General features: G+C 53.2%; 9 protein-coding genes and 1 pseudogene. 2 read left to right on the plus strand and 8 right to left on the minus strand.

Going from position 1 to position 12,449, the window contains the following annotated elements; translation table 11 throughout:
• The 8 genes and pseudogenes from Q7O77_RS01110 to bolA all read right to left on the minus strand — a co-directional run.
• Positions 1 to 239, minus strand: a pseudogene (locus Q7O77_RS01110) (competence protein ComEA); the annotation flags it as partial.
• A 138-nt stretch (positions 240 to 377) separates the two neighbouring features.
• On the minus strand, positions 378 to 2,258 hold the full coding sequence (gene ppiD, locus Q7O77_RS01115; RefSeq protein ID WP_304162587.1) for a peptidylprolyl isomerase: 1,881 nt from the start codon (positions 2,256 to 2,258) through the stop codon (positions 378 to 380).
• 237 nt (positions 2,259 to 2,495) lie between these two features.
• Entirely contained in the window at positions 2,496 to 2,768 is a 273-nt protein-coding gene (hupB, locus tag Q7O77_RS01120; protein ID WP_085651722.1) for a nucleoid-associated protein HU-beta, read from the minus strand.
• A 194-nt stretch (positions 2,769 to 2,962) separates the two neighbouring features.
• On the minus strand, positions 2,963 to 5,323 hold the full coding sequence (lon, locus tag Q7O77_RS01125) for an endopeptidase La (protein WP_167444808.1): 2,361 nt from the start codon (positions 5,321 to 5,323) through the stop codon (positions 2,963 to 2,965).
• A gap of 188 nt (positions 5,324 to 5,511) precedes the next feature.
• Positions 5,512 to 6,786, minus strand: a complete 1,275-nt coding sequence (clpX, locus tag Q7O77_RS01130; RefSeq protein WP_026738836.1) for an ATP-dependent protease ATP-binding subunit ClpX — start codon at positions 6,784 to 6,786, stop codon at positions 5,512 to 5,514.
• Between the two features lie 163 nt (positions 6,787 to 6,949).
• Positions 6,950 to 7,573, minus strand: a complete 624-nt coding sequence (gene clpP, locus Q7O77_RS01135) for an ATP-dependent Clp endopeptidase proteolytic subunit ClpP (RefSeq protein ID WP_304162604.1) — start codon at positions 7,571 to 7,573, stop codon at positions 6,950 to 6,952.
• A 388-nt stretch (positions 7,574 to 7,961) separates the two neighbouring features.
• Complete coding sequence (gene tig, locus Q7O77_RS01140) at positions 7,962 to 9,266, minus strand: trigger factor (protein WP_085651714.1); 1,305 nt, start codon at positions 9,264 to 9,266, stop codon at positions 7,962 to 7,964.
• A 288-nt stretch (positions 9,267 to 9,554) separates the two neighbouring features.
• Entirely contained in the window at positions 9,555 to 9,869 is a 315-nt protein-coding gene (bolA, locus tag Q7O77_RS01145) for a transcriptional regulator BolA (protein WP_085651713.1), read from the minus strand.
• Positions 9,870 to 10,212: 343 nt separating this feature from the next.
• Between bolA and Q7O77_RS01150 the strand changes: the two genes are divergently transcribed.
• Together Q7O77_RS01150 and ampG are read left to right on the plus strand one after the other, a co-directional pair.
• Positions 10,213 to 10,791 carry a lipoprotein gene (locus tag Q7O77_RS01150; RefSeq protein WP_085651712.1) on the plus strand — a complete coding sequence of 193 codons (579 nt, stop codon included), beginning with the start codon at positions 10,213 to 10,215 and terminating at the stop codon, positions 10,789 to 10,791.
• Positions 10,792 to 10,843: 52 nt separating this feature from the next.
• Positions 10,844 to 12,313, plus strand: coding sequence for a muropeptide MFS transporter AmpG (gene ampG / locus Q7O77_RS01155; RefSeq protein ID WP_304162611.1), 1,470 nt, complete (start codon positions 10,844 to 10,846; stop codon positions 12,311 to 12,313).
• Positions 12,314 to 12,449: the final 136 nt, after the last annotated feature.

Below are 12,449 nucleotides of genomic sequence, written 5' to 3' on the forward strand. Positions count from 1 at the left end.
AACCCCACGCCATTAAGGATATCGGCTAGCTCTTCCGCCGATGCCGAATTGATACTCACTTTTTCTTCATCGCTGGCCGACGGTATGGCCTGTTCCAGCTTTTTACTCGCGGCATCCTGCTGCAAAGTGGCAGCCGTTTTTTCCGTGCCTACTTTTGTCGCGGCCTGAACAAGTGCGGGCAAGCTCGACAACGTCAGACCCACGATGAAACACATTGTCTTGATTCCTGATTTTTTCATGCTGTTATCTCCTTGTGTTTGACAGCACAACCACCTTGCCCGAAGGGGGAATCAGCAACAAGACGCCGTGTTCAAATGTGGAAAAGGCCGCGAAAGCGGCCTTTGTCTGTTGCAGTGCGTTGCATTATCTTGCGAGGGTTATTCCTGCTGTTGAGCCGCATTACCCAGCTTGATTTTTGCTTCACTACGCAGGCTGTTAATCAGCACATCAAACACAGAGCCCACGGCATTCTGTTTCACCTGATTAGCAAACTGCTGTTTCTGCTGGTCTTGCAGCGTATGAGGCTGAATGCTGTCCAGCGCCACAATCACCACATTGCCTGCCTGATCCTTCGATAAACCGTAAGAGGGCTTGTCTTTCTGCGGGATAGGCAAAGCAAAGATAGACTCCGCCATCACTTCGTTCTGGTTCAAAGAAGAGAGTGTTTTTGGCGCGCTGAAGCTCAGATTCGCGGCTTTCAGGCTGTCCATCTTACCTTCCTTCAGGTCGGCCACGATTTTCTCGGCCTCGAGACGCGCCTGCTGATCTGCCTTCTGGCGTTTTAAGGTCTGAACCACCTGATCGCGAACCTGATCCAGCGCTTCGGTGCTTTCGGCTTTGTGCTCGCTGATGCGCACAACAAAAGCACGGTCGCCATCAACGCTAATCACATCCGAGTTGCTGCCCGGTGCGCCATTTTCACCTAATAAAGAACCACCGAAAATGGCCTGAGTCACCGGCTGGAAGTTCAGAGCTGCGGGGACTTTATCCCGGCTAAACCAGTCGGTCTGGACCGATTTAACGCCAGCTGCCTGTTCTGCGGAAGCCAATGATTCATTATCGTTGCTGGCCGCTTCACTGACTTTCTGCTGCAGCGCGTAAAACGCATCCAGCGCTCTTTCGTGTTTTACTTTTTCTGCCAGCTCAGTGCGAACGTCAGCCAACGGCTTGATTTGCTGCGGCTGCATATCGTCCAGACGGACAATCAGGTAACCCACCGTGGATTTGATCACGCCGGAAAGCTGACCTTTTTCAGCCAGCTTCGCCTGTTTCAGCTCGTCCACGGTGGCATTGTCGTCCATCCAACCCAGATCGCCGCCATTACGGCGAGACACCACGTCAGTTGAGATCTCTTTAGCCAACGAGGAGAAGTCTGCGCCCTGATGCAGTTTGTTCAGCGCTGCGTTGGCTTCCGCCTCGGTTTTCACTTGAATAAGGCTGTATTTTTTACGTGCGCCCTGCGTGAAATCGTTTTTGTGCTGCTCGTAATAGGCACTGATTGCCGCATCGTCCACCTTGGTTTTATCCATGATGGAGGCAGCATCCAACAGGATGTAGCTGACTTTGAACTGTTCAGGCGCCAGATAACGGCTCTTGTTCTGCTCATAGAAGCTCTGAACGTCATCGTCGCTCACCGTTTGCGCCTGCGCGCGGTCGGCGGTGTTGATGGTCGCCGTACGAATGGTGCGATCCTGTGCAGCCAGCTGCACAAGGCGATCAAGCTCCTGAGGCAGCAGGAATTCTGTTCCACCCAGACCGCGGACCAGCTGCTGAGTGGTCAACTGCTTACGCAGCATCTGGGCAAATGAGTCCGGACTCAGGCCAAGACGACGTACCTGAGTGAGGTATTTTTCGTTATCGAAGCGGTTATCGGTCTGGAATTCGGGGATAGCGAAAATGGCCTGCTTGATCTGCTCGTCGCTGATGCTCAAACCCAGCGTGTGAGAATATTGATCCAGCAACGTTTCATCGATCAGCTGTGACAACGCCTGCTTACGCAACTGCTGCATATAGCCGTCGTTGCTCGCCAGAATAGAGAAGTTTTCTCCCAGCATCTGCTGCTGTCGGCTACGTTCGTTTTGCACTGCCTGTTCCAACTGGGAACGGGAAATTTCCTGCCCGTTGACCTTCGCTGCGTAATCACCTGACCCACGGATCAAATAATCACCTACGCCAGTCAGCACGAATGAACCGATGATCAGGGCCAGAATAATTTTAAGCACGACGTTATTCGCGGCCGCGCGTAAATTGTCCATCATAATGTGACAACACTCCGCTGTAGAATGGATGAAACTCCCTGCGCAGGCCGCAGCCATGCTTCCTTGCGATGCTATAGCCGCAAAACGGCCAGGGCGCACTCAGGCAACTGCCTGATGATAGTAGTCCGGATTTCCGGTAAAAAAAGGCACATCATTAAATGATGCGCCCCATATCTTACCTTACCCACATCGTGACGTCAGGTAATGTTTAGGGGGAGAGATTCTCCCCTTAGACAATTAATTTACGGAGTCTTTCAGCGCTTTACCTGCGCGGAAGCCCGGTACTTTGGCGGCAGGAATACTGATTTCCTTACCCGTCTGCGGATTGCGGCCAGTGCGAGCAGCGCGCTCGCGCACGGAAAATGTGCCGAACCCAACTAAAGCAACGTCATCCCCTTCTTTCAGAGATTCAGTAACAGACCCAATAATTGCATCCAACACACGCCCTGCCGCTGCTTTGGAAATATCAGCATCTGCAGCAATTTTGTCGATCAATTGTGACTTGTTCACTCTTTCATCCCCTCTGAAATCCTGTGGCTGCATCCCTTATTTTTGGCGCAGCAGTAGCTTTAAAACATTCAGTTAAGTCCACGGGAATTAGCCGTACGATTAACAGTGCTCTAACTTAGCCGCACAAAAAAAGGCTGGCAAGCATCATTACACTTACCAGCCTTTATTTTATGAATGGTTCTTGCGATGGGTCACTATTTCGCCGCCGCAGTCACCACTTTCATGCCGTGAGGCGAGTTTTGCAGCGCCAACTCCAGCACTTCTTCGATACGTTTTACCGGGTGGATATCCAGATCGGCAATCACGTTGGCCGGAATTTCTTCCAGGTCACGTTTGTTTTCATCTGGAATCAGCACGGTTTTGATGCCACCGCGATGAGCCGCCAGCAGTTTTTCCTTCAAACCGCCGATGGGCAGCACCAGACCACGCAGCGTAATCTCACCGGTCATCGCCACATCGGCGCGTACCGGGTTACCCGTCAGACATGAGACTAGCGCGGTGCACATGGCGATACCGGCGCTCGGACCGTCTTTTGGCGTCGCGCCTTCCGGTACGTGAACGTGGATGTCGCGCTTCTCGTAGAAGTCTGAGTTGATACCCAGAGCGTCAGCACGCGCACGTACCACGGTCAATGCAGCTTGAATCGATTCCTGCATGACTTCGCCCAGTGAACCGGTGTAAGTCAGCTTGCCTTTACCCGGCACGCAGGCGGTTTCAATCGTCAGCAGGTCGCCGCCAACTTCGGTCCACGCCAGGCCGGTCACCTGACCGATGCGGTTCTCTTCGTCCGCACGCCCGTAGTCAAAGCGCTGGACGCCGAGGAACTCTTTCAGGTTGTCGCCGTTAATCTCGATGTGCTTGAGGGACTTGTCCATCAGCAGCGATTTAACCGCCTTACGGCACAGCTTGGAGATCTCGCGTTCCAGACTACGTACCCCCGCTTCACGGGTGTAGTAACGGATGATGCCGATAATCGCGCTGTCATCCACCTTCAGCTCGTTCTTCTTGAGGGCATTGCGCTCAATTTGCTTCGGCAACAGGTGTTCCCGTGCAATGTTGAGCTTTTCGTCCTCGGTGTAGCCCGACAGGCGAATCACTTCCATACGATCCAGCAGCGGAGCTGGAATGTTCATGGAGTTGGAGGTCGCGACAAACATGACGTCCGAGAGATCGTAATCCACTTCCAGATAGTGATCGTTAAACGCCACGTTCTGTTCCGGATCCAGCACTTCAAGTAGTGCAGAAGCCGGATCGCCTCGCATGTCCGAAGACATTTTGTCGATCTCATCCAGCAGGAAGAGCGGGTTTTTGACCCCCACCTTCGCCATCTTCTGGATCAGTTTGCCCGGCATGGAACCGATGTAGGTACGGCGGTGACCGCGGATTTCCGCTTCATCACGCACGCCGCCCAGCGCCATACGGACATACTTACGTCCGGTCGCTTTGGCGATGGACTGTCCCAGAGAGGTTTTACCCACCCCCGGCGGCCCTACCAGACACAGAATCGGTCCCTTGATTTTGCTAACACGGCTCTGCACCGCCAGATATTCAAGGATGCGCTCTTTTACGCGGTCTAGGCCATAGTGATCGCTATCCAGCATCTGCTGAGCTTTGACCAGATCCTTTTTGACCTTGCTCCGCGAGTTCCAGGGAACCTGCACCATCCAGTCGATATAGCTGCGCACGACGGTGGCTTCCGCGGACATCGGCGACATCATCCGCAGTTTCTGCAATTCTGCCTCAGTTTTTTCCCGGGCTTCTTTCGGCATATTAGCCGCTTCAATTTTGCGTTTCAGCGCTTCATTTTCGTCCGGCGCATCATCCATTTCGCCCAGCTCTTTCTGAATGGCTTTCATTTGCTCATTCAGGTAATACTCGCGCTGGCTTTTTTCCATCTGTTTTTTGACGCGACTGCGGATGCGCTTTTCAACCTGCAGCAGGTCGATTTCCGACTCCATCATCGCCATCAGATATTCCAGACGTTCGGTGACGTCGGACATTTCCAGGACCGACTGCTTGTCGGACAGTTTCAGCGGCATGTGTGCGGCAATGGTGTCGGCCAAACGGGCCGCATCGTCAATGCTGTTCAGCGACGTCAGGACTTCAGGCGGGATTTTTTTGTTCAGCTTGATGTAGCCTTCAAACTGATTGACCGCCGTGCGCATGAGCACTTCCTGCTCAGGCTCTTCGATTTCAGGCGAGTCCAGATATTCAGCCTGCGCGGCAAAGTGCTCTCCACTGTCAGACAGCGTAGTAATACGCGCCCGCTGTAGACCTTCGACCAACACCTTGACGGTGCCGTCAGGCAATTTCAGCATCTGAAGAATGGAGGCTACCGTCCCAACCGAGAAAAGATCGTTAACACCTGGCTCATCCGTTGAGGCCTCTTTCTGTGCAACCAGCATGATCTTTTTATCGTGATCCATTGCGGCTTCAAGGCACCGAATTGACTTCTCCCGACCAACAAACAACGGAATGACCATGTGCGGATAAACCACCACATCGCGCAGCGGCAATACGGGGATTTCTATGCGTTCGGAACGCTCAGGGTTCATAGAGCTCTCTCTTAGTTTCATTTCCGCCAGGTTAAGGGAATCTCGTGAAACAGGCTCTTCACGGTTTCGCCTCTAGGTATTCGAGTATATGGGGATAAATATCCTACATTCAACGTTAGATCGCGCTGAAAAAGGAATGGGGGGCTTACACCCCCCATTTTGTCGTTCGATGATGATTTTTAGGCGAATTATTCGCCAGAGGCTTGTTGCGCTTCGTGCTTACCGTAGATCAGGAGCGGTTCGGACTGACCCGCGATGACGGATTCGTCAATCACGACTTTGTCCACACTGTCCTGAGAAGGCAGTTCGTACATGGTTTCCAGCAGCGCCGCTTCGACGATAGAACGCAGGCCACGTGCTCCGGTCTTGCGCGCCATGGCTTTTTTCGCAATCGCCGTCAACGCGTCGTCACGGAATTCCAGCTCGACGCCTTCGAGTTTGAACAGCGCCTGATACTGCTTGGTCAGCGCATTCTTCGGCTCGCGCAGGATCTGAATCAGCGCGGCTTCATCCAGCTCTTTCAACGTCGCAACGACCGGCAGACGGCCGATGAACTCAGGAATCAGACCAAACTTGATCAGATCGCCCGGCTCTACCTGGCCCAGTAGTTCGCCTTCGGTCACTTTCTGCGAAAGACCTTTCACCGTGGCATTGAAGCCAATGCCGCGGCCCGTGTCGGTACGCTGCTCGATGACTTTGTCTAATCCAGCAAATGCACCGCCGCAGATGAACAGGATTTTCGACGTATCAACCTGCAGGAATTCCTGCTGAGGATGCTTACGACCGCCCTGAGGCGGCACGGCGGCGATAGTCCCTTCAATCAGCTTCAACAGGGCCTGCTGCACGCCTTCGCCAGAAACGTCACGGGTGATCGACGGGTTATCCGACTTACGGGAAATTTTGTCGATTTCATCGATATAAACGATGCCGCGCTGCGCTTTCTGCACGTCGTAATCACATTTCTGCAGCAGTTTCTGGATGATGTTCTCAACGTCTTCACCCACGTAACCCGCTTCAGTCAACGTCGTGGCGTCAGCCATGGTGAAAGGCACGTCGAGGAATCGAGCCAGCGTTTCTGCCAGCAGGGTCTTACCGCTACCGGTAGGACCGATGAGCAGGATGTTGCTTTTGCCCAGCTCAACGCCGTTGCTGCTGTCACCGTTGCGTAAACGTTTGTAGTGGTTGTATACGGCCACGGCCAGGACTTTCTTGGCCTGCTCTTGACCAATCACGTAATCGTCAAGGTGATGACGAATTTCGTGCGGGGTCGGCAACGCACTGCGTTCACGATGCGGGGCCACTTCTTTAATCTCTTCGCGAATAATGTCGTTACACAAGTCAACACATTCATCGCAGATATACACTGACGGCCCGGCAATCAGCTTACGAACCTCGTGCTGGCTTTTGCCGCAGAAAGAGCAGTACAGCAACTTTCCTGAACCGTCTTTGCGCTTATCTGTCATCAGTAAACCTCTTCTTTAGTCTCTTGCCCGCAGGCTAACCATACAGCGATAGCGCTTCAGCGAACGCCACTATTTATAGCCAATAAGCGCAATCAGACTCGCACAAAAGACTATCGGCCGAACACCGTCTACAGCTATACAGAGCGACCATCATAAAATGGATTTAGTCGCGGTGAGTCAATACAGAATCGACTAATCCGTAGTCTACTGCCTCATTGGCAGAGAGGAAACGGTCACGTTCCGTGTCTCTTTCTATTTCTTCAAGAGACCGTCCCGTGTGTTTAGCCATCAGCTTATTCATTCGTGACTTCACTGTCAGGATTTCTTTGGCGTGAATTTCAATATCCGTCGCCTGTCCCTGATAACCGCCCAGCGGCTGGTGAATCATGACGCGCGAGTTAGGCAGACAGAAACGTTTGCCTTCCGCACCGGAAGTCAACAGAAACGCTCCCATTGAGCACGCCTGTCCCATACAGATAGTACTGACGTCCGGCTTGATGAACTGCATGGTGTCATAGATGGACATTCCCGCAGTGATCACCCCGCCCGGCGAGTTGATGTACAAATAAATGTCTTTCTCAGGATTTTCGGCTTCCAGAAACAGCATCTGAGCCGTAATCAGGTTCGCCATGTGGTCTTCAACCTGACCGGTCAGGAAGATCACACGCTCTTTTAATAAGCGGGAATAGATGTCGTAAGAACGTTCCCCGCGTGCAGTCTGCTCTACGACCATTGGCACCAGGGCCATATGCGGAGCCTGTTTTACTTGTTCGCCACTGTATGACATCAACGTCTCCTAGATAAAATGCATTTGGCGCATATTGCCCGATTCTACTTGAGATACGAAGTGAAAACCACGCCCAGACCGAGTGGGGTCGCCGTACCTCGAGACCTCAGAATCCGCCAGAATACCCAGCGATGCGTCATCAATTATCGGACAATTGGGCGTCTTGTGTCGATTTTCAAGCTTACACCACCGATTATTTTCGATTAACCCTGCATTACTCCGAAAAAAGCGCTGTGGATTCTGTTTTAGCTAAAATTAATGATAGTGCAAATAAATGCTTAGCGGTCGTAATTTCAGGAAAAACCGGCCCATAATCAGGCAGAAAAAAAGCCCGCAGCGTTAAAACTGCGGGCTGTATCAGACTGACAACCTCGAAAGGTTAACGCGATTAGGCGTTGTTAGTCTGGTTCATCAGGTCGTTGAACCCAACTTCTTTTTCGGTCACTTTCGCCTGAGACAACAGCGTTTCAATCGCCTGCTCTTCCAGAGCGACGTTACGCATGTTGTTCATCATTTCTTTGTTCTTTTTGTAGAACTCGACCACTTCCTGCGGATCTTCGTAGGCAGCTGCCATTTCGTCGATCATCGCGGAAACACGGTCTTCATCGGCTTTCAGCTCGTTGGTATTGATGACTTCACCCAACAGCAGACCGACGACAACGCGACGTTTAGCCTGAGCTTCAAACAGTTCACGCGGCAGTTCCAGAGCCTGTTTTTCGTCGCCGCCGAAACGCTGTGCAGCCTGACGGCGCAGTACGTCGATTTCGCCGTCGATCAGCGCAGCCGGAACGTCGATGTCGTTAGCGTCGACCAGACCGTCGATAACCTGAGTTTTCACACGGTTACGCACAGCAGCTTTCAGCTCACGCTCCATGTTTTTACGCACTTCGGTACGCAGACCGGCGACAGAACCATCTTCAACGCCGAAACGTTTGATGAAGTCAGCAGTCAGTTCCGGCAGCTCACGCTCTTCGACTTTTTTCAGTACGATAGCGAACTGAGCGGCTTTACCTTTCAGGTTTTCTGCGTGGTAGTCTTCCGGGAAGGTGACTTCGATAGTGAACTCTTCACCCGCCTTGTGACCCACAACACCGTCTTCGAAGCCCGGGATCATACGGTTCTGGCCCATAGCCAGTACGAAGTCAGACGCTTTACCGCCTTCAAACTCTTCGCCGTCTACGGAACCGCTGAAGTCGATGGTCACGCGGTCTTCCGCTTCAGCTGCGCGTTCAACATCTTTCCAGGTCGCCTGCTGCTTACGCAGGGTATCCAGCATGGCGTCGACGTCTTCGTCTTTAACTTCCACCAGTGGTTTTTCGACTTCAATGCTATCCAGACCTTTCAGTTCTACTTCTGGATACACTTCAAACTCAACGGTATAGGTAAAATCAGATCCCGCATTGTACTCGCCCGGAACATATTTCGGCGCGCCTGCAGGAGTGATATTTTCCTTGATGATTGCATCAACAAACTGACGCTGCATCAAGTCGCCCAGGACGTCCTGACGCACGGAAGCGCCATAACGCTGAGCAACGATATTCATCGGCACTTTGCCTTTACGGAAGCCGTCGATACGAACTTTTTTTGCCACGTTGACCAGCTCGCTCTTAACAGCATTCTCGATGCTGTCAGCAGCAACGGTAATCGTTACGCGGCGCCCAAGGCCTTGGGTGGTTTCAACTGAAACTTGCATCTTGTTACCTCAAAAAATCACAGTGCTCGGTCAACCTCAAAAGCCGTTCTCACAAAGCGCCCGAAGGCAGACTTTCTGATCACAGACTCACATCACCAGGACGGCCTCGCGAACCAGACCCGTTCCTTGTAGTCAGAAGCGTCCCGAATACATTCAGGAAAAATAAGACGCGGCATTATAGCGACATAGGCTGACCGAGTCGAGGAGAGTCACCAGCCTATTGCCGCACGGGGAATTACCGCTTTTGAACGGCGTCTGAGGAGGCTTTGCGTCGAGACATCACCGGCGTTAACGGTCGATTCCCGCCCCGCCGCAGGCAGGTGAGACGGGAGCTGTCTGATGCTGATCGCGCCACTCCTGCGGGGTATAGACGTACAGCGCAAGCGCGTGAACTGCACCCGCCATCTCCTCCGCCAAGAGCTCATAGACCGCACGATGGCGCTGAATCAGGCGTTTACCGTCGAACCTATCGCTGACCAGTACCACTTTAAAGTGGCTTTCCGAACCTGCCGGCACTCGATGGCGATAGCTTTCGTTGATCACCTCAAGGTGTTCTGGGTTAAGCCCGGCTTGCAGCTTGGCTTCAATGGTTTCACGAATCATGGGTTAACCTTTAATAGCAGTTTGGGGACCGGGCACAGGGCGCTATTTTTACACGACCAGTGAGTGCGATCACGGGAATTCTCTTTGGCTGTCGACGATGCCGTTTGGTTTTTTTGCGCTCAAGCCGCATGCAGAATAATCCGCTAATGACGGCGCGAAAGGCTCTCAGGCATGGGTCGCATATCTTTTCTTCGGGAAGTTGTGATAAAAACAGAATCGATTGTCGAACAGGCAAAGAACTTGCGATGCGAGCGATTCTCCGCTCTTTCTCTTGCCTGAGGCAATGGTATGATATCGCGCGTTTTTAACGATTAACCTTCTTATTATTACTGAGAACATTCGCATGTTTAAAAAATTCATTTTTCCATTGCTGGCCGTCATGGCGCTGGCGGGCTGCGCAGGCAAAGGTAATACGCTGAATATCAACCCTAACATCGCGTTGCCTTCTCAGGATCCCAGCCTGATGGGCGTGACAATCAGCATCAACGGAGCCGATCAGCGTCAGGATCAGGCGCTGGCCAAAGTGAACCGCGACAGTCAATTAGTGACGCTGGTCCCTTCACGCGATCTGCGTTTCCTGCTGCAGGAAGCGTTGGAGAAGCAGATGACCGCACGCGGTTACATGATTGGCACCGGCGGTCCGGTCGCACTGCAGATCGTGGTCAACACGCTGTATGCCGACGTGTCTGAAGGCAACCTGCGTTACACCATTACGACCAAGGCGGACATTTCGATCATCGCTCAGGCCGCCAACGGCAATAAACAGGTCAAAAACTACCGCGCCACCTACAATGTTCAAGGCGCATTAACCGCGACCAACAACAAAATCACCACTGCGGTGAACCAGGTGTTGGGTGATGTCATCAGCGACATGGCGCAAGACACCAGCGTCAACGAATTTATCAAGACTAACGCGCGCTAATTTTCACGCAGTTTCCCTTGCCCCGTCCGCGGGGCAAGCAAAAGGATGTTGCATGCCTCGTCAGCTCCACACGCTTTTCAACCAACGCAATTCACTGATCCTGCTCATTCTGGGATTTTCATCCGGCCTCCCTCTGGCATTGACCTCTGGCACACTGCAAGCATGGATGACCGTCGAGAATGTCGATCTGAAAACCATCGGCTTCTTCTCACTGGTCGGTCAGGCCTACGTGTTCAAATTCCTATGGTCGCCGATGATGGATCGCTATACGCCATCTTTCTTCGGCCGCCGCCGTGGTTGGCTGCTGCTCACACAGTTGGGTCTTGTGGGGGCGATTGCGGCTATCGGCACATTAAATCCGGCTCAGGACCTTTGGTGGCTGGCGGCACTGGCCGTCGTGATCGCTTTCTTTTCCGCGTCGCAGGACATTGTCTTCGACGCCTACAAAACGGATTTATTGCCGCCGCAGGAACGTGGCAGTGGCGCCGCCGTTTCCGTACTCGGCTATCGGCTGGCGATGCTGGTTTCCGGCGGACTGGCGCTATGGATTGCCGACCGTCTGCTGGGTTGGCAGTCGACCTATTGGCTGATGGCAGGTCTGATGCTGCTGTGTACGCTGGCCACCTGGCTGGCCCCGGAGCCAACCAATACCCAGCCTGCGCCGCGCTCTATGGAACAAGCCATCATGGCCCCGCTGCGGGATTTCTTCGGGCGCAACAACGCCTGGCTGATTCTGTTACTGATTATTTTCTATAAGCTTGGCGATGCCTTCGCCGTTAGCCTGAGCACCACCTTTCTGATTCGCGGCGTGGGCTTTGATGCAGGCGACGTCGGCCTGATTAACAAAACGCTCGGACTTTTCGCCACCATCGTTGGCGCGTTATACGGCGGGATCCTGATGCAGCGCTGGTCGCTGTTCCGGGCGCTGATGATTTTCGGGCTGCTTCAGGCGGTCTCCAATGCAGGCTACTGGCTGCTGGCGATTACAGATAAGCATCTGTTTTCCATGGGCGCCGCCATTTTCATCGAAAACCTGTGCGGCGGTATGGGTACGGCCGCATTCGTGGCGCTGCTGATGACCCTGTGCAACAAGTCTTTTTCCGCGACACAGTTCGCCTTGTTGTCCGCCCTGGCGTCCGTAGGCCGAGTCTATGTCGGTCCCCTCGCCGGTTGGTTCGTCGAGGATTACGGCTGGGCATGGTTCTACCTGTTTTCGGTCGGCATCTCTTTCCCGGGCCTGCTGCTGCTATTACTGTGTCGCCGTACGTTGGAATACACCCAGACCCACGAGGATTTTCTGCCACGACGCGCCTACTCGCGCGGGTATACGTTGGCGGTGCGCTCGCTGTTTTTCGGCGTCGCGTGCTTCGCCATCGGCGCGGTCGTCTGGGGGATGTTCGGACTTGGCTGGCTGAATAGCCCGTCGGCGGCTGAAACGTTGATGGCGGTAGGCGTAGCGCTGGCTGCTGTCGGACTCACTCTGGGCAGTGTCTTGGACTATCTCTCGCTCAAACGAATTTAAGCCAAACAAATAGGCTGTTTCCCAGCAGCCTATTTTCTTCCTTCCTTCTATTTCTCACGCCAATATTTTATCCGCGGCCGCCATCGCATAATTTCTGTATTTCGACCGTCGTCATCCTCTTTTTTCCTGCTTTTTA

The sequence above is a fragment of the Lonsdalea britannica genome (assembly GCF_946477055.1).
Lineage (GTDB): Bacteria > Pseudomonadota > Gammaproteobacteria > Enterobacterales > Enterobacteriaceae > Lonsdalea > Lonsdalea britannica_A.

Bases quoted from the DNA above. Each gene is read 5' to 3' on its own strand.
- ppiD (WP_304162587.1), bottom strand. From the start codon at position 2,258: ATGATGGACAATTTACGCGCGGCCGCGAATAACGTCGTGCTTAAAATT.
- lon (WP_167444808.1), bottom strand. From the start codon at position 5,323: ATGAACCCTGAGCGTTCCGAACGCATAGAAATCCCCGTATTGCCGCTG.
- clpX (WP_026738836.1), bottom strand. From the start codon at position 6,786: ATGACAGATAAGCGCAAAGACGGTTCAGGAAAGTTGCTGTACTGCTCT.
- clpP (WP_304162604.1), bottom strand. From the start codon at position 7,573: ATGTCATACAGTGGCGAACAAGTAAAACAGGCTCCGCATATGGCCCTG.
- tig (WP_085651714.1), bottom strand. From the start codon at position 9,266: ATGCAAGTTTCAGTTGAAACCACCCAAGGCCTTGGGCGCCGCGTAACG.
- bolA (WP_085651713.1), bottom strand. From the start codon at position 9,869: ATGATTCGTGAAACCATTGAAGCCAAGCTGCAAGCCGGGCTTAACCCA.
- Q7O77_RS01150 (WP_085651712.1), top strand. From the start codon at position 10,213: ATGTTTAAAAAATTCATTTTTCCATTGCTGGCCGTCATGGCGCTGGCG.
- ampG (WP_304162611.1), top strand. From the start codon at position 10,844: ATGCCTCGTCAGCTCCACACGCTTTTCAACCAACGCAATTCACTGATC.